Consider the following 21753-nt stretch of genomic DNA (forward strand, 5'->3'; position numbering starts at 1 on the left):
AATGGCACCTTTTTAAGTAGTCAGACGCTTGAAGGCATCCTTGAAGCGATCAAACTCTCGGTTGAAATCCAGATTGCGACGCTGCGACGTCATAGCGGCCAGTAATTCGGTGCCGCCATTTTCGCTTGCCTTGGCCCAAACCCAGATGCGGCGATCGCGCACATAGAACATGGCGAACACGCCGATCACCAGGAACAGGCTGCCAAGGTAAACCGTATTCTTGCCCGGGCTTCGCGTCACCTGGAAAACGCTAGCCTCCTGTTGCTCAAAGCTACTGAGCGTCATGAAAACAGGTGCGGGGTAATCGGGCAGATTGGCTAAAGCCAGCAGCGCCATCTGCACCCAGCGCTGGCCTTCCTGCCACTCCTCACCGCTGCGGGCAATGGGTTCCCGACCTTCGCGCACCCGCACGAGGTCGCGCAGCTCGGTCAACGATAGTTGAATCATGGGTACCGCAAAACTGAGCACTTTTTCGTGCTCGGATTCAGGCACATTGCCTAGTATCCCATTGAACCCATCACGCTGGAAGCTTTCCAGCGCGCCGACTGCGGCTTTTTGCAGCATGTCGGCGCCTATCGTGGCATTTGCATTCTTTTCCGCAAACCGTTGCGCAGCAATATTGACCATGCCGGGTTCCAACAGCGCCGCCCGCAGGCTCATGAACTCTTCAACCGTATCGTTGGCATCGACAGGGATACGTATGTAACGGAATGGCACGGCTTGCGATTCGCGGATACCGGCAAGAATGACGCGGCTGCCATCGAGTTCGATGGGCAACATGTAGTTGGTGTATTCGAAAGCTTGGCCATCGGCGCCGATGATGCGGTATTGCACACTAGGCCCGACATTACGCATATGTTCATTATTGGCCGAGGCGGCGCTGCCGCTTACCGCCGCCACATGCTCAACGACAGCCTTGGGCTGAGGCATTTCACCACTCCCCAGGTCTTCGACGTTGATCACCCGCAGCCCCGTAAATTCCACGGCAAGCGGCGTCTGGCGCCCGCCCTGATTAATTGCGATCTCACTGCGGCTGCCTACCACGCCACTGATTTCAAATGGCCGGCTGGCCGCGCCGGTAAGGGGGTAGCCTGTGAGCTTGAGCGTACTGCCGCCATCTTCGAAGCTGGACTGGTAAACCGTTACACCGCGATACCGCAGGGGCTCGTTAACTTCAATATCCTGCTCAAACCGTTCGCCAGTTTCGTGATCAATGACTTCCACTACGCTGCGGAAGCTGCTGGGCATGCCGGTGGAATAGTAGTCGACCGTAAATTCCTTAAGGTGCAGGCTGAAAGGCAGGGGCTGCACGATAAGGCCGTTGCCAACAGCAATGAGGCCGTTGGACGCAGTCGCCCCTTCAGGCACCATCATATTGGCGCGGAAGCTGGGGTTGTTCAGCGACAGGCGGCCCGATTCAGGCACCTGGGAAATCAGCATGTTTTCGGTGACCGGCTCTTTATCGAACAGCCACACTTGCAACCGCACAGGCAGTTCGCTGTCGAGCAGCCCGCCCACGCAGATCACCACAATGGCAACGTGAGCAAAGATATACCCCAGGCGATTGGCGCTGCCTTTTTTGGCCGCCAGCATAATGCTTTCACCGTCTTTGCGTTCTTTCCAGGCGTAGCCGTTCTTGCGCAACCAGGGCTGCAAGCGCGCCAGCGCCCCCGCCGGCGCTTCAGGCACAGAGCCTTCGACCCGATGCGGAAAGGCGCGCAAGCTGCTGCCACGCACGTGCTCACGAAAAGAGCGGGCGTCTTTGATGAAACGTGGCGTATTACGAATGACGCACAGCGTGGTGGACACCACCAAGAACGCCATGATGATAAGAAACCACCAACTGTTATAGACGTGCCAGATGGCGAATTTATCGAAAACGGCGTACCAGAACGGGCCGAACTGGTCGAAGTAGTCGGTGGACAGCTGGTTCTGCATGAGCACCGTGCCGATCACGCTGGCCACGCAGATAAACATCAGCAGGCTGACAGCGAACCGCATAGAGCCGAGCAGTTCTATCACGTCGGCGTTGAGTCGGCGCGGGGAAGACTTAGATGTCACAGATCGCACTTGAAAAAAAAGGGGCCGCCCGGATGGCGTGCCCCCTATTCTAGCTGTTGGAGTGGCCGAAACGGCCACTTCTTTCTTGTTCAGGTTTGTTTAAGCTCAAACCTTTTACGTTTCGTTGAAAGATATCAACGCAGGCCGGCGGCGTAATCGGCCACGGCGGCGATATCGCGATCGGACATGCGATCAGCAATTTCAAACATTTCAGCGCTATTGTTGCGGTCGCCGCTACGGAACAGACGCAGCTGATCGGCAATGTAGCCGGGGAACTGACCAGCGATACGTGGGTATTTACCCGGCACCCCGGCACCGTCAGGCCCGTGACAGCCCGCACAGGCGGGTACGCCGCGCGCAGCGATACCAGCGCGCCAGATGGACATGCCACGTTCCATGGTTTCTTCGTTGGTGGCCGTGGGCGCGATTTCCGTATTCAGCTTCTGCATCGACAGATACAGCGATACGTTACGGATGTCTTCGTCGGTAAGGGGAGCGGCCATGGGCGCCATCAGCGAAGGCGCGCCATCGAACCCGTTACGCAGAGGCGGCTTGTCTCCCTGAGCCTTGAAGTCGAGCATTTGCTTGACCAGGTATTCGTAGGGTTGCCCTGCCGTATTGGGGTTGATGGGGATGACGCTGTTACCCGCGTCACCATGACAGCTTACACAGGCAATGACGCCGCGCGACATATCACCGTTAATGTACAGTGCTTCGCCTGCGGCCGCATCGGGCTTGGCGTTGACTTCAGCCGCTTGGCTGACGGAAATTGCGCAGGTGCCCAGCAACACACCACTGGCGACAAGCATTCTGGAAAGCGTACGCTTCATGAAGACCTCGATGATCGCGAATTCGACCCGGCACCAGCGGCGCCACGATTTGCTCATACCTGACTGAACCCGCATAAAGTTGTGGGAACGCCATTCATGAGTTTTCAAACCTGCGATTATACAATAGCTTCAAATACACCATCACAGGATTCCCCGTGTCCATTCTGCATCGCGCCCGCTTTACCATTTCCGCTGCGCGTCTTGAGCAGCTTCCGCCGCCCACCGGGCCGGAGGTTTGCTTCGTCGGCCGCTCGAACGCCGGCAAGTCGTCCGCCATCAACGTACTGACCAATCAGCGCAAGCTGGCACACTCTAGTAAAACCCCCGGTCGCACTCGCCTGATCAATATGTTCGGCATTCCCGACCCCCTCGATCCAAACCAGGAAGCCGTCCTAGGCTATCTGGTCGACCTTCCCGGCTATGGTTATGCCTCGGTCGCCCAGACCGCGCGCGAGGAATGGGCCGATGTTCTGGGGCGCTACCTGAGTGAACGCTCTTCCTTAGCAGGCGTCGTGCTGCTGGTGGATATCCGTCGTGGCGTTACGGCGCTAGACCGCCAACTGACCGACTGGCTGGCGCCGCGCGGCATGCCCGTCCTCGCCCTGCTGACTAAGGCAGATAAACTGCCTTATGGCCAGCGTGTGCGCGCCGTTGCCGCACTCAAAAAAGAACTTGCCGATCTCGGCACGCTGAGCGCCGTCGCCTTTTCCGCCACCCACCGCATTGGGCTGGAAGAGGCTACTACGCTGATCGAAAACTGGATCTCGCCCAAGGTCGTTCCCTGAACCTTGGTTTACCGGAGCTGCAATGACTTCATTTCTTCCTCAGGCCGACTTTCCCGCCGCACGGCCCCGGCGCAACCGCCGCGACGACTTCACCCGTCGTCTGGTGCGCGAGCACACCCTGACGGTTGACGACCTGATCTACCCCGTTTTTATTACTGAAGGCCAGGGCGTCAGGCAGGCTGTGCCTTCCATGCCAGGTGTCGAGCGTTATTCCATCGATACCCTACTGCCCGTGGCGGAACAATGTCTGGAACTGGGCATCCCCGTTCTGTCGCTCTTCCCAGCCATTGACCCTAGCCTGAAAACCCCCGATGGCATTGAGGCCGCCAACCCCGATGGCCTGGTGCCACGGGCCGTACGCGAACTCAAATCCCGTTTCCCCGAACTGGGCGTGCTGTGCGATGTCGCGCTTGATCCCTACACCAGCCATGGCCAGGACGGCATCATTGATGAAAACGGCTATGTATTGAACGAACCGACTGTGGAGGTACTGGTGCGCCAAGCGTTGGCCCAGGCAGAAGCCGGCGTGGATATTGTCGCCCCCAGCGATATGATGGACGGCCGCGTCGGCGCGCTACGCCAGGCTCTGGAAGCCAACCAGCACATCTACACCCGCATCATGGCGTACTCGGCCAAATATGCCAGCGCCTTCTACGGCCCATTCCGCGACGCGGTGGGTTCGGCTGCCAACCTCGGCAGGTCTAACAAAATGGCCTACCAGATGGACCCAGCCAACCGTGCGGAAGCGCTGCGTGAAGTGGCCGCAGATATCCGTGAAGGTGCGGACATGGTTATGGTCAAGCCCGGCATGCCGTATCTGGACGTGCTGCGCGACGTCAAGCAGGCGTTCGGCATGCCCACCTACGCCTATCAAGTCAGCGGCGAATACGCCATGCTGAAGGCCGCCAGCGCCAACGGCTGGCTGGACCACGACAAGGTCATGATGGAATCACTGCTGGGCTTCAAGCGCGCGGGCGGTGACGGTATTCTGACCTACTTTGCCATTGAGGCTGCGAAGCTGCTGCGACAGCAGGGCTGAAGCGCCTGCCAAGGCCGTAGCGCCGCCCTCTGATGGGGGCGTGAGCGCTGCGGCCTGTTTGGCTTCTTGCTCAGCGCCCTGGCCAGGCGCTGCCTGCTGTAGAACCTCATCCAGCGCCTTGCCAAAACGTTCGGCATTCTGGAAACCCACCACCCGCACATCAAGTTCTCGCCCCTGGGTATCGAAGAAAATAATGCCCGGCGGGCCAAACAGGCGGAAACGCTTGAGAAGTTCGCGGTGCTCAGGATGGTTGGCTGTGACATCCGCTTGCAGCAATACAAAGCCATCGAGTTTGCGAGCCACATTGATATCACTGAAGGTGTAGCGCTCCATCTCAATGCAGGACACACACCAATCAGCGTAGAAATCCAACATCACGGGGCGGTCGGCCTGAGCGAGAGCTTGGTCGAGTTCGGCCACTGAACCCACTTGTACAAAACGGCGTTTGACGGCCTCGCCCACATCGGCAGCAGCCATAGACGCACCATCACCCACTACCGAACCGGTATACGGCGCCAGCGGGCGAAACGGGTCACGCCCACCACCGGCCAAGCCCACCAGCATCAGTAGTGCCCAGGCCGCCAGCATCACACCAACCGCCTTCCACAGTTGCTGCCCCGCCCCCGTACCGGCGGGCAATGCACTAAAGGCGCCCATCAGTACGGCAGACCACAGCGCCAGCAACACCCAACCCAGTATCAGCAGCCAATCGGGCAACAACGACGACACCATCCACCACGCGGTGGCGAACAGCAGAATGCCGAATCCCCACTTTACGCCTTCCATCCAAGCGCCCGCCTTGGGCAGCAACACGCCGGAAGACGCGCCCAGCAGCAGCAACGGAATACCCGACCCCCACGCCAGCGCGAACAGGGCGGAACCGCCCAGCACCACATCACCCGTTTGCGAAATAAACAACAGCACTCCAGCCAGGGGAGCCGCCACACAGGGGCCGACAATGAGGGCCGACAGCATGCCCATGACAAACACGCCGCTGAACCGCCCGCCCGGAAGACGATTCATGCGTTCATTCAGCGCGGTCTGCATAGCGGCGGGCGCCTGCAAAGTGAATACATCGAACATCGCCAGCGCCAGTATGGCCAACAACACGGCGAACGTAACCAGCACCCAGGGCGTTTGCAGCCAGATCATCAGACCCGATCCCAACAAGCCGGCAAACACCCCGAGCACGGTGTAAACAATCGACATCCCAAGCACGAATACGGCGGCCAGCGACAAGCCGCGCGCTCGCGACAACTTACCCCCCTGGCTGCCGGCATCACCGGCAATGACTGCCATCATGATGGGCACCATCGGCAATACACAGGGCGTGAAGGCCAGTAGCAGGCCCAGCAACAAACACAAACCCACCACCTGAACCCAGCCCGCCCCTTCCAGCCAGGTAGCCAGGCCAGTATCGCCAAAATCAAAGGGGTTCAAGCTGGTGGAAGAACCGGCAGCAGGCGCCAGCGTGCTGCCATCCAAGGGCTTGCCATCGTTGCCCAGCACAACGGTAAGCGGTGCAGGCACCGGGCCCGCCACAGCGCCTGCACCGGACACCTTCCAGGCGCCGTCTCCAGTCACAGCAAGCTGCAGCTCGCGTGATTCAGGCGGGTAACACAAACCAGCATCTGCACAGCCCTGACTGGTAATGGCCAGCGTCAGCGGCTGACCCACTGGCGGAGCTGCCGGAGAATTGGTGTCGGCCAGTTGTACGCGCACTGTTACCTGCCCGTAGTAGACCTCCATATCCTTTTCGAATGTGGGGTCGTAAACCACCAGGCCGGGGGGGTAGTGCGTTTGCACCACCACGCCCTCAGGCGCTTCGATCTCGAAGCGTTCCCGATACATATAGTATTCAGGCGCAACGATGTAGTGCAGGTCGAGTGTGGCCGGCGCCGATACCGAGGCGGAAAAACGGAAAGCGTCTTCAGGATCGAGAAATTCGTAATCGGCCTTTGCGGGGCTGGCCAGCATGACGAAGGACGCCAGCAGCAACAACAGCAATGGAAAAAACCGAAGGCCTGAGCGCGGCCCTTTAATCGTTGATGTAAGCGTCATTGTTGCTGCCGCGCCTGCGCGCGCACCCACTCCATATAGCTTTGCAACCCGCCGAGCACGGGCAACACAAGAAACTCGGGGACTTCGTAGGGATGCAGCTGTTTCAAACGCTCAGCCAAGGCAGGCAATTGCCCGCGCGTGGTCTTGATCGTAAGCGGAACCTCTTCAGCCCCTTCCAGCTCGCCTTCCCACATATACATGGACAGATATGGTGCACCAAGGTTCACACAAGCGGCTAGATATTCCTCAACCAACATGTGGGCAATACGTTTGGCCAACAACATATCGGGCGCGTTGCTGAGCACCACGACGACGTCATCGGGAGCACTAGAATCATTAGAGATATATGTAAGTTCTGCCATGGACTTTGGATCTAAAAATCGTTTCTCTTAAGCGTCGCACTCAGCACCAACACCAAGAAAATGAAATGATAGACTCAAACATTATCCTCGCCACCCATGTATAGAGCAAAAAAACCCGCGCGGCTTATACTCCGGGCGGGTTTCTGGCGTGGCCGACCAAGTTGTGTGCCGGCCCCTACTGTAAAGCGGAAAGCTTACTCTTCAGCTTCTTCCACTTCTGGACGATCAACCAGTTCCATGAATGCCATGGGGGCGTTGTCGCCCTGACGAAAGCCCATTTTCAGAACACGGGTGTAACCACCGTTGCGCTCTTTGTAGCGGGGGCCGATTTCGTTGAACAGCTTGGTCACAGCGTCGCGGTCGCGCAGGCGAGCGAAAGCCAGACGGCGGTTGGCCACGGTGGGCTCTTTACCCAGAGTGATGAGGGGCTCAATCACGCGGCGCAGTTCTTTTGCCTTGGGCAGCGTGGTCTTGATGGCTTCGTGAGTGATCAGCGATACAGCCATGTTGCGGAACATGGCCAGACGATGGCTGCTGGTACGGTTGAGTTTGCGAAGTCCGCTACGGTGACGCATAGTAATTTCCTTTGAATCTTATGACGGTTTCCCGCCGTTACCTGGCTCTTCTATCAGCATAATGCTGCGGGCCGTGAGGTTGAAAAAAAACGGTCAATTCTAACACAGAGCTGACCCACTAAACCGGGACAGACCCCAATTAAAAAATGGGGTCTGTCCCGGTTTTTTTGTTTAAGGACGCTCGAGGCCCAGGGGCGGCCAGTTTTCCAGCTTCATGCCCAGGGTCAGGCCGCGTGCGGCCAGAACTTCCTTGATTTCGTTGAGCGACTTGCGACCCAGGTTGGGGGTCTTGAGCAGCTCGTTTTCGGTGCGCTGAATAAGATCACCGATGTAGTAGATGTTTTCGGCCTTGAGGCAGTTGGCCGAACGCACGGTGAGTTCGAGATCGTCCACGGGGCGCAGCAGAACGGGGTCGATCTGCGGCTTGGCACCTGCGGGCGCTTCATAAGTTTCGTCGGCGCCTTCCAGAGCAGCAAAGACGGAGAGCTGATCCATGAGGATACGAGCAGCCTGACGCACCGCTTCTTCGGGCGACAGAACACCGTTGGTGGCGATATCGAGAACCAGTTTGTCGAGGTCAGTACGCTGTTCCACACGAGCGCTTTCTACGGAATAGCTCACGCGACGTACGGGGCTGTATGAGGCATCCAGCAGGATACGGCCAATGGTGTGAGCGCGATCATCAGACAGCGCACGCACGTTGCCAGGCACGTAGCCACGGCCTTGCTCGACCTTGATCTGCATTTCCAACTTACCGGCTTCGGTCAGGTTGGCGATAACGTGATCAGGGTTGACGATTTCCACATCGTGAGGCAGGTCGATATCTGCTGCGGTCACCACGCCCGTGCCTTGACGGCGCAGGGTCAGCGTGACTTCTTCGCGATTGTGCAGCTTGAAGACAACGCCCTTGAGGTTCAGCATGATGTCGACAACGTCTTCACCCACACCGGGAAGAGTCGAGTACTCGTGCACCACACCGGTGATTTGCACTTCGGTGGGCGCGTAGCCGGTCATGGAAGACAGCAGGATGCGGCGCAGCGCATTACCCAGCGTATGGCCATAGCCGCGTTCAAACGGCTCCATAATGACCTTGGCGTGGTTCTTACCTACCGGTTCGACTTCAATGGAGCGTGGTTTCAGAAAACCCTGAGACATGATGATTCCTTTATCAATACCCTCGGCTCGTTACACCGATAAGGCTGATGTGGGGGGAAAGCCCACCTGCGCCGCCGGCGACAGATGGGCCCATAGAGAAAGGTGCGGGCCCTGCGAATGAGGCCCACAACCCCTCGAACTTAGCGCGAGTAAAGTTCGACGATCATGGACTCGTCAACGTCGCGAGCAACGTCGGCGCGGTCCGGAACCTGCTTGAAGGTGCCTTCGAGCTTGTTGGTGTCGACTTCAACCCACTGCGGCAGGCCTTGACCCGTCGCCAGCTCAAGGGATTCCTTGATGCGCAGCTGACCTTTGGCCTTCTCGCGGATGGAAACGACATCGCCGGCGTTGACCAGCATGGAAGCGATATCGGCGGTACGGCCGTTCACTTCGATGGAGCGGTGGTTAACCAACTGACGCGCTTCTGCGCGTGTGGAACCAAAGCCCATGCGGTACACGACGTTGTCCAGACGCTGTTCGAGCAACTGGATGAGGATCTCACCTGTGTTGCCACGACGGCGCTCGGCTTCGACGAAGTACTTACGGAACTGCTTTTCCAGCACGCCGTACATACGCTTCAGTTTTTGCTTTTCACGCAGCTGCAGACCGAAGTCGGAAGTGCGCGAACCAGACGTGCGGCCGTGCTGACCCGGCTTGGATTCAAATTTGCACTTGGAATCCAGCGAACGACGGGCGCTCTTCAGAAAGAGATCGGTACCCTCGCGACGCGAGAGTTTGCATTTGGGACCAATATAACGTGCCAAGATTCTTCCCCTTAAATGCGACGACGCTTGGGCGGACGGCAGCCGTTATGCGGCACAGGCGTCACGTCGGAAATACTGGTGATCTTGATGCCCAGTGCGTTCAGCGAGCGAATGGAAGATTCGCGGCCGGGGCCGGGGCCCTTGACACGGACGTCGAGCGTCTTGATACCGTATTCCATAGCCTGGCGACCGGCCTGTTCTGCAGCAACCTGCGCCGCGAACGGCGTGGATTTCCGCGAGCCCTTGAAGCCAGCGCCACCAGCAGTCGCCCACGACAGGGTGTTGCCCTGACGGTCGGTGATGGTGATGATAGTGTTGTTGAAAGAAGCGTGGACGTTGGCGATGCCGTCCGACACGTTCTTTTTGACTTTTTTGCGTACGCGCGAGGCGCCGCCAGTAGCTTTTGCCATCGTGATAGTCCTTGATTATTTCTTCAGGGATGCGGCAGCGCGGCGCGGACCCTTGCGAGTACGAGCGTTGGTGCGAGTGCGCTGACCGTGAACCGGCAGACCGCGACGGTGGCGCATGCCACGGTAGGTTCCCAGATCGACCAGACGCTTGATCGACAGTTGCACTTCACGTCGCAGGTCGCCCTCGACCATGAATGTGCCAATTTGATCGCGAATGCGCTCAAGCTCACCGTCGGTCAGGTCCTTGACCTTTTTGGAATATTCGACACCTGCAGCGTCGCAGATTTTGCGCGCACGGGTACGACCAATACCAAAGATCGCGGTAAGTCCGATTTCGGCGTGTTGATGCGGCGGAATGTTAATGCCAGCAATACGGGCCATGACTTTTCCTTGTTAAATCCGTTGCGTTGCGGTGATTAGCCTTGACGCTGCTTGTGACGCGGGTCGGTGCAGATAACACGCACCACGCCGTGACGTTTGATGATCTTGCAGTTGCGGCAAACCCGCTTTACCGATGCCATTACCTTCATGGTTGACTCCTAGTTTCCTGTAACCGGACCGCCTACTTCGAGCGGAAAACAATTCTTGCGCGGGAAAGATCATAGGGCGTGAGCTCTACTGTGACCTTGTCGCCCGGCAGAATCCGGATGTAATGCATGCGCATCTTGCCGGAGATATGGCCCAATACAATGTGACCATTTTCAAGCTTGACGCGGAAAGTTGCGTTTGGGAGGTTTTCAAGCACCTCACCCTGCATCTGAATGACGTCGTCTTTTGCCATTTTCTTCTACCGCATAGGCAGGCCCGCGCCCTTGAAGTTAGCCTTCTTGAGCAACGAGTCGTATTGGTGAGACATCATGTAGGCCTGAGCCTGGGACATGAAGTCGATTGTGACCACCACGATGATCAGCAGCGAAGTGCCACCAAAGTAAAACGGCACGTTCCAGCGCATCTGCATGAACTCGGGCAACAAACACACGAGCGTAATGTAGATAGAACCGGCCAGGGTCAGACGCATCAGAATCTTGTCGATATAGCGTGCGGTCTGCTCACCCGGACGAATACCCGGAACGAAGGCTCCACTTTTCTTCAGGTTATCTGCCGTCTCGCGGCTGTTGAACACCAAAGCCGTGTAGAAGAAACAGAAGAAAATGATAAGAGCCGAAAACAGCGTGACGTACAGCGGTTGGTGCGGCGCAAGCGCAGCAGCCAGGTCGCTCATCCAACGCATGCTGGGGTTGGCGGAAAACCAGCTCGTCACGGTTGCGGGCAACAGAATGATCGAGGAGGCGAAGATCGGCGGGATCACGCCGGCCATATTCACCTTCAACGGCAGGTGGGACGATTGCCCGCCGTAGATCTTGTTGCCTACCTGACGCTTGGCGTAGTTCACCGTAATACGGCGCTGGCCACGCTCGACGAACACCACGAGATACGTGACGCCCACCACGAGAACCAGAACGAACAACGCCGACAGCACGGACATGGAATCGGTGCGAACCAGATCCAACATGCCTCCCAACGCACTGGGCAAGCCAGCCACGATCCCCGCGAAGATGAGAATGGAAATCCCATTACCCATACCTCGTTCGGTGATCTGCTCACCCAGCCACATGAGGAACATCGTGCCGGTTACCAGCGAGACGATAGTGGTAAAGCGAAACAGCAGACCCGGGTCGATCACCAGCCCCGGTTGGGACTCAAGCGCCACCGAAATGCCTACGGCCTGTACGAGCGCCAGCACCACGGTGAAATAACGCGTGTACTGCGTGATCTTGCGGCGACCGGATTCGCCTTCCTTCTTGATTGCCTCAAGGGTGGGCACCACCACAGCCATCAACTGCATGATGATGGATGCTGAGATGTAGGGCATGATGCCCAACGCCAGCACGGAAAACCGCTCCAGTGCGCCACCTGAGAACATGTTGAACATGCCCAGGATACCGCCCGAATTCTGTTGGAACAGATCGGACAACGCATCGGGGTTGATTCCCGGCACCGGAATGTGGGTGCCCATGCGATAGACCACCAGGGCGAGAATCAGGAACACGATACGGCGCTTGAGATCGCCGTATCGGGGCCCGGATTTGCTCATTGCCTGTGCTTTAGCCACCGTCGCCCCTCAATTTAAGCCAGCGAGCCGCCGGCTGCTTCGATTGCAGCGCGCGCGCCAGCTGTCGCGGTGACACCCTTGAGGGTGACTTTGCGAGAGAGTTCGCCGGATTTGATGACCTTGGCATAGCGAACTGCCTGGCCGACCACGCCAGCCTGCTTGAGAACCTGGACGTCGATTTCGTCGACGGGCAGGCGCTCAAGATCGGACAAGCGCACTTCTGCGTAGAGATGTTGACCGAGCGGCGTGAAGCCACGTTTGGGCAAGCGGCGCTGCAAAGGCATCTGACCGCCTTCAAAGCCCACTTTATGGAAGCCGCCGGAGCGGGACTTCTGACCCTTGTGACCACGGCCACCGGTCTTACCCAGACCGGAGCCAATACCGCGACCAAGACGGCGGCGGGCGCGTTTGCTGCCCTCTGCCGGCTTCAGCGTATTGAGTTGAGTTTCAGACATGCTGATTCCTTTAGGCTTCCGAAACAGTAACGAGGTAATCCACCTTGCGGATCATGCCTCGTACTTCGGGCGTGTCGACCAATACACGGCTGCTGTTCAGACGACCCAAGCCCAGACCACGCACGGTAGCGCGATGCTCTTTCTTGGTGCCGATAACTGAACGCACGAGCGTAACCTTGATTTGCTTCTGTGCCATGACTTACCCCAGGATGTCTTCCACCGACTTGCCACGCTTGGCGGCGACTTCGGCGGGAGTAGAGCAGGCGCGCAGACCGTTAAGCGTTGCGCGGACCATGTTGTAGGGATTGCGGGAGCCCAGACTCTTGGCGACGACGTTGCGAACGCCCATCACTTCAAAGATGGCGCGCATCGGGCCGCCGGCGATTACGCCAGTACCTTCAGCAGCGGGCGAGATCAGCACTGTCGAAGCGCCGTGCTTGCCAACCACTGCGTGATGCAGAGTGCCATTCTTAAGAGGGACTTTAACCAGGCCGCGGCGCGCTTGTTCCATGGCTTTTTGAACAGCCACAGGCACTTCACGAGCCTTGCCCTTGCCCATGCCGATGCGGCCATCGCCATCACCGACTACGGACAGCGCAGCAAAGGACATGGTGCGACCACCCTTGACCACCTTGCTGACGCGGTTAACGCCAATCATCTTTTCGCGCAGGCCGTCGTCTTCCTTCTCGGCGGCGTGCCTACCTTGTGCTTTAGCCATTTGACGATTCCTTGCTTAGAATTTCAGACCGGCTTCACGCGCGGCCTCGGCCAGCGCCTTGACACGGCCATGGTAACGGAAACCCGAACGGTCGAATGCGACCTGCTCGATGCCGGCAGCCTTGGCCTTCTCGGCCACGCGCTTGCCAACCAAACCAGCGGCGGCAACATTGGCCCCGCTGACATTCTGGCTTGCCAGCTCTTTGCGCACTTCGGGCTCCAGCGTGGAAGCGCTGAGGAGCACACGATCGCCTTCCGGCGAAATGATGCTTGCGTAAATGTGCGTGTTCGACCGGTGAACCGACAGGCGATGTACGCGCAGTTCGGAAATCTTCCGGCGAGTGGCAACCGCACGACGCAAACGGGATGTTTTCTTGTCCATAATTCGTCCTTGCCTGCGCGCTTACTTCTTCTTGGTTTCTTTGATGATGACGCGTTCGTCGGCATAACGCACACCTTTGCCCTTGTAGGGCTCGGGCTTGCGGTAAGCGCGAATCTTAGCAGCCACCTCGCCAACAACCTGCTTGTCGGAACCCTTGATGACGATTTCCGTCTGGCTGGGGCATTCCGCCTTCACGCCAGCGGGCAGCTTGTGCACGATGTCGTGGGAGAAACCGAGTTGCAGTTTGATGGCATCGCCCTGAACCTGTGCGCGGAAACCCACGCCAACCAGGTTAAGACGACGTTCAAAACCAGTGCTGACGCCGGTGACCATATTGTTCACCAGTGCGCGCATCGTGCCCGACATGGCTTTAGCCTGGCGGGAATCGTTGGCAACAGCAAATGTAAGCTGGTTATCTTCCTGACGGACGAGTACGTCGCCGGTCAGTTCTTGTGTGAGGCTACCCAGGGGACCTTTCACCACGATCTGGCCAGCGCTGATCGTAGCTTCGACGCCTTTGGGCAGCTCGACGGGATACTTGGCTATGCGAGACATTTTAATAATCTCCTTAGGCCACGTAGCACAGTACTTCGCCGCCTACGCCAGTGGCGCGGGCCTTGCGATCGGTCATGACGCCACGCGGGGTGGACACAATGGCCACACCGAGGCCGTTCATGACTTGAGGAATGGCCTTGGCGCCCTTGTAGACGCGCAGACCGGGACGCGAGACGCGGTCGATGCGCTCGATCACGGGTTGACCAGCGTAGTACTTCAGAGTGATTTCGAGTTCAGGCTTGGCCTGTTCGCTGTTGACCTTGAAGTCTTCAATGTAGCCTTCGTCCTTCAGCACAGCAGCAATTGCTGCTTTTAGCTTGGAGGAGGGCATGGTGACCGACGTTTTGTTGACTTGCTGCGCGTTGCGCACGCGGGTCAACATGTCGGCGATGGGATCGCTCATGCTCATTATGTATCTCCTACCAGCTGGCCTTGGTCATGCCGGGAACCTCGCCACGCAGCGCCATTTCGCGCAGCTTGTGACGGGTCAAACCGAACTTGCTGTAAACACCGCGCGGACGGCCGGTAACCAGGCAGCGGTTACGCTGACGGGTCGGGCTGGAATTGCGCGGCAGGGCTTGCAGTGCAAGACGAGCCTCGTAGCGTTCTTCGTCAGACTTGGACTGATCGTCGATAATCGCCTTCAGGGCCGCACGCTTGGCAGCGTACTTTTCGGCCAGCTTGGCGCGCTTGATATCGCGATTGATGAGGGAAAGTTTTGCCACGTCATCGCCCCTTAGTTGCGGAACGGGAAGTTGAAGGCGGACAGCAGTGCCTTGGCTTCCTCGTCGGTCTTGGCGCTGGTGGTAATGCTGATATTCATACCACGGACAGCGTCGATCTTGTCGTATTCGATTTCGGGAAAGATGATCTGTTCCTTCACACCGATGTTGTAGTTGCCACGGCCATCGAAAGCACGGCCGGACACACCACGGAAGTCGCGCACACGCGGCAGAGCCACGGCGACCAGACGATCAAGAAACTCGTACATGCGACGGCCGCGCAGGGTAACCATGCAACCGATCGGGTAGTTATCGCGAATCTTGAAGCCTGCAATGGACTTCTTGGTCTTGGTGATGACCGGCTTCTGGCCGGCGATTTTGGTCATGTCGCCAACGGCGTGCTCAATGACCTTTTTATCGGCCACCGCCTCAGACACACCCATGTTCAGGGTGATCTTGGTAATGCGGGGCACTTCCATCACGCTTTTGTAGCCAAACTTGGCTTGCAGGTCGGCAACGACCTTGCTGCGGTACAACTCTTGTAAACGAGCCATGTTTTATCGCCCCTTACGCCTTCGCGCCAACGACAGCGCCGTTGGAGCGGAATATACGGACTTTCTTGCCATCGACAACCTGCACGCCGACGCGGTCGCCCTTGCCCGTTTCCGGGTTGAATAGCGCCACATTGGAAATGTGGATAGGCATGGTTTTGTCGATGATGCCGCCGGGAGTGCCAGCCATGGGGTTACCCTTGACGTGCTTCTTGACGACATTGATGCCTTCGACCAGAACGTGGTCGGCATCAACGCGGCGCAGCACCGTGCCACGGCGCTTTTTGTCGCGGCCAGTCAGTACGATGACTTCGTCGCCTTTACGGATTTTTTCCATTTTGCGCTCCTTACAGCACTTCGGGAGCCAAGGACACGATCTTCATGAACTTCTCGGTACGCAATTCGCGCGTAACCGGTCCGAAGATACGAGTGCCAATAGGTTCCAGCTTGGCGTTGAGCAACACGGCGGCATTGCCACCGAACTTAATCAGCGAACCGTCTTTACGGCGAACGCCTTTAGCGGTACGAACCACTACTGCGTTGTAGATTTCGCCTTTTTTGACGCGCCCGCGAGGTGCCGCTTCTTTAACTGTGACTTTGATGATGTCACCGATGGCGGCATAACGGCGCTTCGAGCCGCCCAGCACCTTGATGCACATGATAGAGCGTGCACCTGTGTTGTCGGCCACGTCGAGCGTGGTCTGCATTTGGATCATGATTTTTCCTGTTCCAACTTAGTCGCGATGCGCCACCACCATTGATGACGCCACGCAGCCAGTCTTGGTCCCGTCAGCTTGACCTGCCCGGGCCCAAGAGCCCGGCCCGGCAAAGCCTGGGTTGAAATTATTGCCCGCGCACCATAAAAAGTACGCACCTAAAGGCAAGACGCTAATAATAGCTCGATTTATGCCGGATAGCAATAGTTTTGCAACGATAACCGAATACTGACGTTGCGGCCCCGCAACCGGAACAGCTTCGGTTGCGTACCGCTCATTTAGTTATCAACAAAACCGCCTTCATCGGTGTGGTCATCCGGCAAGAAAACATCCTTGCTGGACATCAGCACGCCATACTCCTGAAGCATTTTTGCAGTCGGCGCGTCTGGCACGCCATCGGCATACAGCTTGATACCCTGACCAATCGCTGCTTCAGTGATCGCTGTAAACAACTGGAAAGCGCCCGGGCTTTCCAGCAAGCTTGTAATCAACCCGCCGTCCAGCTTCAGATAACGAACATCCACCTTGTGAAGATTCAACAATGCCCCGGGCTGCTCAGCCAGGCGGCGTACGCCTATGCGACATCCCGCTGCAGTCACCATATGGCTGAAGGCCTGCACTTCATCAGGATGCGCCACAAAACCATGGGCATCAATTTCAATACAAAGGCGCTGCAACTGCTCGGGAAGCAGGCCGGACTGCATCACGATGAACTCAACGCCTTCCAAAAATTCCATTTGCAAAAGCGAAGGCAGCGACACACGTACGGCCAGGTGGCCGGGGTGATCGCGCACCCACTGTGCCGCCAGGCCGACCACCCGCAAGTCGCACGCACCCGACAAGCCCAGGCGCACGGCCGGCGGCATAAACATATAGCCGGAAATCAGGGAAGCTCCACCGCCCGCTTCGCGCAGGGCCACAAAACCCTCGTGGCGCTGATCGACATCGTCATCACGGTAAGTCGCCGGTTTCACCACAAGTTCCAGCCGGTTGTCAGCCAACGCATCGAGAATCAACTGCTTCCAAGCGGTTTCCCCGGCCCCGACTTGCGGCACCGTACTGCGGAACTCGCTGACGCTCAGGTATTCCACATCGGTCGTGCCCGCGCTTTCAGCACGCATCAGACCGTGATCCAGGCGCACCAGCACCTGGCCGACGTCGCAACTCGGCTCGTAATCGGTCAGCGCATAACACCAGCGGCACAGGCGGTCGTTGGCAATACGCATACGCAGGCCATCCAATGCTTTGCGGACAGCCTGTATGAGCTCAACGGTGTCAGGGCCAGCGTAACCCGACATCAGGATCACAAAATCGGAACCATTCAAACGCGCCAGTTGCGGCACCGGTCGCCCTTCCACTTGATGCACCTGCAGAACTGCTTTCACGGCTTCCCCCACACTACGCAACCAGGCATCGGCCTGGCGGCGGTCGTGCAGCGCATTAATGGCAGCAAGATCACGTTGACGGAAAATCAGCACATGGCCGTGGTCCGGCATCTTGCTACCATCAGGAAGCTCTGCCGCTTCAAGGCTGCGGCGCAATTCATTAATGAAATAGCGACGGTTGGCCACACCCGTGACGTCATCGGAATTCAGCTCCAACTGCAGGTGCTCAATCTGCCGGTTTTGTTCTTCCGCCGTAACGCGCACACGTTCACGCACCGACTCAATCACCTGGCGCACCTGCGCCAATTCCTTAATGCCAGAACCACGCACTTCCGTGCGCCCTTGATCGCCCTCGGCAATCGCGCGCACCTGTTCAGAAATTTCCGTTTGCAGCGCTCGCTTTAGCCAGCGGATAAGAAGAATGGCAAAAACCGCCCACAGCAGGCCGGCGCCCAACACCAGCAACACCACCTGATAGGCCATCCCCCATAGAGACTGGCGCGCCAGCCCATCCTCGGGCGTGACGGCGATTTCCCCGGTTTGCACCCAACCATTGCTCACCGTCTGCTTGATGGTCGGCGCATACAAAGGCAGCCAACTATTGAACCAGCTTGGCACATTCCCCTGGGCACTTTCTGCCGCCCTGTCCAGAGAGAAAACCATTTCGCCATCGGGTTTAGTCAGGGCAATAGAACGATATTGGCCGCTATCGAATAGTGCCGTGATCAGCAGTTCTTGCGTAATGGGATCTTGGTTGGAAGGCTGCGACAAAGACAGCGCCAGCGAAGAAGCGGTATTTTGCGCATCCACCTGCAGGCGCTCGTTCAAATACTCTCGAGCACTATCCAGGCTGAACCAGAGCGTGCCCACCAGAATGAGGACCATCGCCACGGTGACACTAATCAGAAGCTGCTTGAGCAAGGACATAATCGTCTACCAGAGAGCCGAAACGTAACAGGAGATTAACACCATAATGCCCGGACACCCTATGGCCGGAACCCTTCTTGCTGCATACGGGAAAGCAAGCCCTGCCAGCGCGTAATACGCTCAACCGAGCCCGATGCCCTGCTGCCCACATACACCCCATGCGCATTAAAACTGAACACCGGCTGCAAATCGCGACGCTGCCCAGCAGGAACGATAGAGCCCACAAGATTATCCAGAATCAAAGGCTCGGAAGTGGGAGTTTCGTAATAACCCAGCACCATGTGAGCAATACTCTGCGAACTGCCCATACCGCCAATGCGGGCGCGCACATAGACCATGCGCAGCTTGTTTGGGTCTACCCCCGCATGCACCAGCGAAAAATATTTGCCAATGACGTAGTCTTCGCAATCGGCCCAGCCCTTGCCCAGCGTTTCGAGCGGCGTAGCCCAGTAGTCTTCCTGCCCCCAGATCTGCCGGTCTTCACCACCCCGGGCATTGGTGTTCCAGAAATCGTTAACCTGCCGTAACTGAGTGCTGACCGGCTGCCCCGCCAACGAGCCCAGCATATTCACCCACTGAGCAACCGCCTGCCCGCCTTGCTGCCCATAACGCGACACCGCCTGCTGCTCGATGCGCGCCGGGTCGAACTGCAGAGCATCCGCCACGGGCGCCGCCGCCGCAACGAGCAAAAGCCCCGCAGCAACAGCCAGCAACCCCTGTCGCAAACTGCGAGTAGCGGAAACAACAGACATAACAAAATATGACCGGGTGGATTTAGGCAACTATAACAAGGTGTTGCAGAAAGCGCAGCCCGGATGTGGAAGGCACACAGCCTCGCCGGCGAGGAAGACCGGCGAGGCTGTGTGGGTAGCGCTTAGCGCCTGGGTCAAACTTAGATGTCGGACTTCACAGCTGTACCGTCATTCTTGAGTTGATTGATGATCTGCTGGGCTTGCTGTTCATCGTAAGCAAGGTTGTCCAGAATGATCTTCTGGTCGATGCCTGCAGCGCCACCTCCCTGAGTGCTGATATTGATGACAGTCTTGCCGTTTTCATTGCCCACACTGAGGTAGTTGTCGATGCTGTCACCTTCGCCATAAGCGTCGGGCAACAGCGCGCTGATATCCAGCGTGTCGGTACCGCCCACTCCGAAGTCCTTGACAATATCGATAGCTGGCTTGTCAACCGTACCTGCATCGCCCGCTTCCCACAGGAAGATGTCGTCGCCTTCACCGCCGTACAGGATGTCGTCGCCTTCGCCCCCGATCAGAGTGTCGTTACCTCCGCCTCCGAACAGAATATCATTGCCGCTGCCTCCATCCAATATGTCGCGGTTGTCAAGTTCCGAAGACTGGTTGAATTCCTCGTGCTCCTTCGTGATGTAGTCATGGATATCCTCATTGGTCACAGCGTTGGTGGCCTTGCCCGTCTGACCTCCTACATACGCTTTCAGGGCATTAGCTCCCGCAATGCCGGACTCCTGACCTGGGAGGATGAGCGAATCTCCGAACAGGATGTCATTGCCATCACCACCCGTGACCTTATCCTCGCCCATTTGAACCAGTTCAAGCGTACCCAGAATAGCTTTTGCAAGCTCGTGAGCTTCAATGCCTGTCTGGACAACTCCATCGCTGTCATAAGGTTGCAAATTACTTTGGTTAATACCAGAGCCGATTCCGATAGCCTCGACATTGGAAACGTCATTTAAAAGAGCAAAAGCATTTTGAGACTGTGTTCTTTCTGTGCTGTTTGTACTGCTACCATTTCCTCCCCGTACAGACCATTCATGGCCACCCTTGCCGTCAGCCATGACGGTATAACCGTTAAGAGAATAACCAATTGAATAATCATTAGCGTTGTGTTTCTCAGACCACCACCCCCAACCTGTGGTAATAGTTGTAGTTTCATCTTTCTGATAGTAGGTCGGCAAGCCATCAGTAATGAAATAGGTAATATTTTCACCCTCATTATTAGTGACCATATCAGAATGGAACCAATTAGCGACATCTTTAAACGCCGCTTCATAATTTGTTCCTCCACCACTACTCATGGAGTTCAAAAAGCTAGTCAACTTAGACTCAAGAGAAGGATCATTCAAATTAAATTCCACAGACCCCTGCACTGAAGTATCGAAGTCAGAAATATAAATATTGACTGTCCCTCCATGCCCACTATCATCTTCTGCAGCGCTATCTTTCAATGCCTGGATTACGTCACGTATCGATTGCTTGGCCTGATTGACGCTGGCTGTCCCCATACTGCCTGAACTATCAACAACAAACGCAATGTTGTAGTTCTGCCCAGCCACGGTAATAGGATCAGTCGGCAAGTCCCCCACAATAATGGAATTGTGATCTGGGCTACCGTTTACAGTGTCATCACCGGAGCTGCCAAATTTAAGCTCGTAATCCAATATCGCATTGGCCACGTTGATCGTCAAAGTAGCCGTCTGCTCATCGCCGTCACCATCACGAACCGTATAGGTAAACTCATCGACCGAGTCTTTGGAGATAGCATCTCGAGTAGCCACATACGTGTACCCGCCGTCCTTGTTCAGCGTCAGCGTGCCATACTTGCCTTCGATCACAAAGGCATTATCGATCTCAGTGCCCACCTCATCACTACTGTTACTTACACCGACCACACCGCCGGCCAAGGCCCAACCGTCTGCTCCAGAGTGGTCATTTGCCAACACCCCCTGCTCTGCTAGTACGGTCAGCGTTGCTCCTTCAATTACCTCACCCGTGTCAACTTGAACAGTGGGAACATCGTCAACGATGTTCACCTTCATCTCAACTTCAAAGGTGTTGTCTGCTCCGTCCTTCACCAACAGCACAACCGTATCAGCACCCGACGCCGTATCAGCCTCGTTCGCAACTTCGTGATCAAAGGTCTTCGTCAACTGATACGTCAACTTGCCATCAATCATCTTCACCGTGCCGTACTGACCGTCCGTCACAACGTCCACGAACTCAAAGCCTGTCGGAATCGTCACCAGCGCAAACTCACCGCCTGTGTTCGGGTTGCCATCGACCAAGCCCGACTCATTGACTTCCACTGCCTGGATCACACCACCCTCAGGACCTTGGGCCTTAGTGATCGTCACCGTCAACGTATCCGTCGCCGTATCACCATCAGCGTCCGTGATTACGAACACAAACTCTTCCGTGCCGCTCACATTGGGCTTG

27 protein-coding genes are annotated in these 21753 nt (G+C 57.1%); 2 read left to right on the plus strand and 25 right to left on the minus strand.

Translation table 11 applies throughout. The features are described 5' to 3' along the window. Positions 1-12: 12 nt before the first annotated feature. Both VRY85_RS03350 and VRY85_RS03355 read right to left on the minus strand, forming a co-directional pair. Entirely contained in the window at positions 13-2001 is a 1989-nt protein-coding gene (locus VRY85_RS03350; RefSeq protein ID WP_414597251.1) for a cytochrome c biogenesis protein ResB, read from the minus strand. A 194-nt stretch (positions 2002-2195) separates the two neighbouring features. Then, complete coding sequence (locus tag VRY85_RS03355) at positions 2196-2891, minus strand: c-type cytochrome (protein WP_414597252.1); 696 nt, start codon at positions 2889-2891, stop codon at positions 2196-2198. Between the two features lie 155 nt (positions 2892-3046). On the opposite strand from VRY85_RS03355, the gene yihA reads away from it, so the two are divergent. Both yihA and hemB read left to right on the plus strand, forming a co-directional pair. Beyond that, positions 3047-3676, plus strand: a complete 630-nt coding sequence (gene yihA, locus VRY85_RS03360) for a ribosome biogenesis GTP-binding protein YihA/YsxC (RefSeq protein WP_414597184.1) — start codon at positions 3047-3049, stop codon at positions 3674-3676. Between the two features lie 22 nt (positions 3677-3698). Further along, the gene (hemB, locus tag VRY85_RS03365; protein WP_414597185.1) at positions 3699-4715 is read left to right on the plus strand and encodes a porphobilinogen synthase; all 1017 of its coding nucleotides are present in this window, start codon (positions 3699-3701) and stop codon (positions 4713-4715) included. Here the strand turns inward: hemB and dsbD are convergent. The 23 genes from dsbD to VRY85_RS03480 form a co-directional block, all read right to left on the minus strand. Beyond that, positions 4626-6776: a protein-disulfide reductase DsbD gene (gene dsbD / locus VRY85_RS03370; protein ID WP_414597186.1), complete on the minus strand. Its 2151-nt coding sequence runs from the start codon at positions 6774-6776 to the stop codon at positions 4626-4628. The genes hemB and dsbD overlap by 90 nt on opposite strands. Continuing rightward, complete coding sequence (cutA, locus tag VRY85_RS03375) at positions 6773-7138, minus strand: divalent-cation tolerance protein CutA (RefSeq protein ID WP_414597187.1); 366 nt, start codon at positions 7136-7138, stop codon at positions 6773-6775. Before cutA ends, dsbD begins: the two co-directional genes overlap by 4 nt. Before the next feature lie 194 nt (positions 7139-7332). Next, complete coding sequence (gene rplQ / locus VRY85_RS03380; RefSeq protein WP_414597188.1) at positions 7333-7713, minus strand: 50S ribosomal protein L17; 381 nt, start codon at positions 7711-7713, stop codon at positions 7333-7335. Positions 7714-7884: 171 nt separating this feature from the next. After that, positions 7885-8871 (minus strand): DNA-directed RNA polymerase subunit alpha, encoded by a 987-nt coding sequence (locus VRY85_RS03385; protein WP_414597253.1) that lies wholly within the window; start codon positions 8869-8871, stop codon positions 7885-7887. A 137-nt stretch (positions 8872-9008) separates the two neighbouring features. Beyond that, the gene (gene rpsD, locus VRY85_RS03390) at positions 9009-9632 is read right to left on the minus strand and encodes a 30S ribosomal protein S4 (RefSeq protein WP_414597189.1); all 624 of its coding nucleotides are present in this window, start codon (positions 9630-9632) and stop codon (positions 9009-9011) included. An 11-nt stretch (positions 9633-9643) separates the two neighbouring features. Beyond that, the gene (rpsK, locus tag VRY85_RS03395) at positions 9644-10042 is read right to left on the minus strand and encodes a 30S ribosomal protein S11 (protein ID WP_414597190.1); all 399 of its coding nucleotides are present in this window, start codon (positions 10040-10042) and stop codon (positions 9644-9646) included. A 15-nt stretch (positions 10043-10057) separates the two neighbouring features. Further along, positions 10058-10423, minus strand: a complete 366-nt coding sequence (gene rpsM, locus VRY85_RS03400) for a 30S ribosomal protein S13 (protein WP_414597191.1) — start codon at positions 10421-10423, stop codon at positions 10058-10060. A 35-nt stretch (positions 10424-10458) separates the two neighbouring features. Continuing rightward, the gene (gene rpmJ / locus VRY85_RS03405; protein ID WP_414597192.1) at positions 10459-10572 is read right to left on the minus strand and encodes a 50S ribosomal protein L36; all 114 of its coding nucleotides are present in this window, start codon (positions 10570-10572) and stop codon (positions 10459-10461) included. Between the two features lie 32 nt (positions 10573-10604). Further along, positions 10605-10823, minus strand: a complete 219-nt coding sequence (infA, locus tag VRY85_RS03410) for a translation initiation factor IF-1 (protein ID WP_073104500.1) — start codon at positions 10821-10823, stop codon at positions 10605-10607. Between the two features lie 6 nt (positions 10824-10829). Then, positions 10830-12155, minus strand: a complete 1326-nt coding sequence (secY, locus tag VRY85_RS03415; protein WP_414597193.1) for a preprotein translocase subunit SecY — start codon at positions 12153-12155, stop codon at positions 10830-10832. Positions 12156-12169: 14 nt separating this feature from the next. Further along, on the minus strand, positions 12170-12610 hold the full coding sequence (gene rplO / locus VRY85_RS03420) for a 50S ribosomal protein L15 (protein ID WP_414597194.1): 441 nt from the start codon (positions 12608-12610) through the stop codon (positions 12170-12172). 10 nt (positions 12611-12620) lie between these two features. After that, positions 12621-12806, minus strand: coding sequence for a 50S ribosomal protein L30 (gene rpmD, locus VRY85_RS03425; RefSeq protein ID WP_414597195.1), 186 nt, complete (start codon positions 12804-12806; stop codon positions 12621-12623). A gap of 3 nt (positions 12807-12809) precedes the next feature. Then, positions 12810-13328 carry a 30S ribosomal protein S5 gene (gene rpsE / locus VRY85_RS03430; RefSeq protein ID WP_414597196.1) on the minus strand — a complete coding sequence of 173 codons (519 nt, stop codon included), beginning with the start codon at positions 13326-13328 and terminating at the stop codon, positions 12810-12812. A gap of 15 nt (positions 13329-13343) precedes the next feature. Then, positions 13344-13709 (minus strand): 50S ribosomal protein L18, encoded by a 366-nt coding sequence (gene rplR / locus VRY85_RS03435; RefSeq protein ID WP_414597197.1) that lies wholly within the window; start codon positions 13707-13709, stop codon positions 13344-13346. 21 nt (positions 13710-13730) lie between these two features. Further along, complete coding sequence (gene rplF / locus VRY85_RS03440) at positions 13731-14264, minus strand: 50S ribosomal protein L6 (RefSeq protein WP_414597198.1); 534 nt, start codon at positions 14262-14264, stop codon at positions 13731-13733. Between the two features lie 13 nt (positions 14265-14277). Next, positions 14278-14673, minus strand: a complete 396-nt coding sequence (gene rpsH / locus VRY85_RS03445; protein ID WP_414597199.1) for a 30S ribosomal protein S8 — start codon at positions 14671-14673, stop codon at positions 14278-14280. Positions 14674-14683: 10 nt separating this feature from the next. Continuing rightward, positions 14684-14989, minus strand: coding sequence for a 30S ribosomal protein S14 (gene rpsN, locus VRY85_RS03450; protein WP_414597200.1), 306 nt, complete (start codon positions 14987-14989; stop codon positions 14684-14686). Positions 14990-15000: 11 nt separating this feature from the next. Next, entirely contained in the window at positions 15001-15540 is a 540-nt protein-coding gene (rplE, locus tag VRY85_RS03455; protein ID WP_414597201.1) for a 50S ribosomal protein L5, read from the minus strand. A 13-nt stretch (positions 15541-15553) separates the two neighbouring features. Further along, positions 15554-15874 (minus strand): 50S ribosomal protein L24, encoded by a 321-nt coding sequence (gene rplX / locus VRY85_RS03460; protein WP_414597202.1) that lies wholly within the window; start codon positions 15872-15874, stop codon positions 15554-15556. A 10-nt stretch (positions 15875-15884) separates the two neighbouring features. Then, positions 15885-16253, minus strand: a complete 369-nt coding sequence (gene rplN, locus VRY85_RS03465; protein WP_414597203.1) for a 50S ribosomal protein L14 — start codon at positions 16251-16253, stop codon at positions 15885-15887. Between the two features lie 278 nt (positions 16254-16531). Beyond that, a complete protein-coding gene (locus tag VRY85_RS03470; protein ID WP_414597204.1) occupies positions 16532-18565 on the minus strand; it encodes a LapD/MoxY N-terminal periplasmic domain-containing protein in 2034 nt (677 codons plus the stop codon). A 59-nt stretch (positions 18566-18624) separates the two neighbouring features. Next, positions 18625-19317 carry a transglutaminase-like cysteine peptidase gene (locus VRY85_RS03475; RefSeq protein ID WP_414597205.1) on the minus strand — a complete coding sequence of 231 codons (693 nt, stop codon included), beginning with the start codon at positions 19315-19317 and terminating at the stop codon, positions 18625-18627. A 140-nt stretch (positions 19318-19457) separates the two neighbouring features. After that, positions 19458-21753, minus strand: a 2296-nt coding sequence (locus tag VRY85_RS03480; RefSeq protein WP_414597206.1) for a type I secretion C-terminal target domain-containing protein, incomplete at its 5' end; no start/stop codon positions are given.

The organism is Achromobacter sp. F4_2707 (assembly GCF_047501535.1).
Classification (GTDB): Bacteria; Pseudomonadota; Gammaproteobacteria; order Burkholderiales; family Burkholderiaceae_B; genus Yanghanlia.

What these genes read in the sequence shown, in the direction of transcription:
- rpmD (WP_414597195.1), bottom strand. Translation starts at nt 12,806, where the DNA reads ATGGCACAGAAGCAAATCAAGGTTACGCTCGTGCGTTCAGTTATCGGC.
- VRY85_RS03355 (WP_414597252.1), bottom strand. Translation starts at nt 2,891, where the DNA reads ATGAAGCGTACGCTTTCCAGAATGCTTGTCGCCAGTGGTGTGTTGCTG.
- VRY85_RS03470 (WP_414597204.1), bottom strand. Translation starts at nt 18,565, where the DNA reads ATGTCCTTGCTCAAGCAGCTTCTGATTAGTGTCACCGTGGCGATGGTC.
- dsbD (WP_414597186.1), bottom strand. Translation starts at nt 6,776, where the DNA reads ATGACGCTTACATCAACGATTAAAGGGCCGCGCTCAGGCCTTCGGTTT.
- rpsH (WP_414597199.1), bottom strand. Translation starts at nt 14,673, where the DNA reads ATGAGCATGAGCGATCCCATCGCCGACATGTTGACCCGCGTGCGCAAC.
- rplE (WP_414597201.1), bottom strand. Translation starts at nt 15,540, where the DNA reads ATGGCTCGTTTACAAGAGTTGTACCGCAGCAAGGTCGTTGCCGACCTG.
- rpsK (WP_414597190.1), bottom strand. Translation starts at nt 10,042, where the DNA reads ATGGCAAAAGCTACTGGCGGCGCCTCGCGCGTACGCAAAAAAGTCAAA.
- infA (WP_073104500.1), bottom strand. Translation starts at nt 10,823, where the DNA reads ATGGCAAAAGACGACGTCATTCAGATGCAGGGTGAGGTGCTTGAAAAC.
- rpsM (WP_414597191.1), bottom strand. Translation starts at nt 10,423, where the DNA reads ATGGCCCGTATTGCTGGCATTAACATTCCGCCGCATCAACACGCCGAA.
- rplO (WP_414597194.1), bottom strand. Translation starts at nt 12,610, where the DNA reads ATGTCTGAAACTCAACTCAATACGCTGAAGCCGGCAGAGGGCAGCAAA.
- rplQ (WP_414597188.1), bottom strand. Translation starts at nt 7,713, where the DNA reads ATGCGTCACCGTAGCGGACTTCGCAAACTCAACCGTACCAGCAGCCAT.
- rpsE (WP_414597196.1), bottom strand. Translation starts at nt 13,328, where the DNA reads ATGGCTAAAGCACAAGGTAGGCACGCCGCCGAGAAGGAAGACGACGGC.
- VRY85_RS03475 (WP_414597205.1), bottom strand. Translation starts at nt 19,317, where the DNA reads ATGTCTGTTGTTTCCGCTACTCGCAGTTTGCGACAGGGGTTGCTGGCT.
- rplN (WP_414597203.1), bottom strand. Translation starts at nt 16,253, where the DNA reads ATGATCCAAATGCAGACCACGCTCGACGTGGCCGACAACACAGGTGCA.
- rplF (WP_414597198.1), bottom strand. Translation starts at nt 14,264, where the DNA reads ATGTCTCGCATAGCCAAGTATCCCGTCGAGCTGCCCAAAGGCGTCGAA.
- VRY85_RS03350 (WP_414597251.1), bottom strand. Translation starts at nt 2,001, where the DNA reads ATGCGGTTCGCTGTCAGCCTGCTGATGTTTATCTGCGTGGCCAGCGTG.
- hemB (WP_414597185.1), top strand. Translation starts at nt 3,699, where the DNA reads ATGACTTCATTTCTTCCTCAGGCCGACTTTCCCGCCGCACGGCCCCGG.
- rplX (WP_414597202.1), bottom strand. Translation starts at nt 15,874, where the DNA reads ATGGAAAAAATCCGTAAAGGCGACGAAGTCATCGTACTGACTGGCCGC.
- rplR (WP_414597197.1), bottom strand. Translation starts at nt 13,709, where the DNA reads ATGGACAAGAAAACATCCCGTTTGCGTCGTGCGGTTGCCACTCGCCGG.
- cutA (WP_414597187.1), bottom strand. Translation starts at nt 7,138, where the DNA reads ATGGCAGAACTTACATATATCTCTAATGATTCTAGTGCTCCCGATGAC.
- rpmJ (WP_414597192.1), bottom strand. Translation starts at nt 10,572, where the DNA reads ATGAAGGTAATGGCATCGGTAAAGCGGGTTTGCCGCAACTGCAAGATC.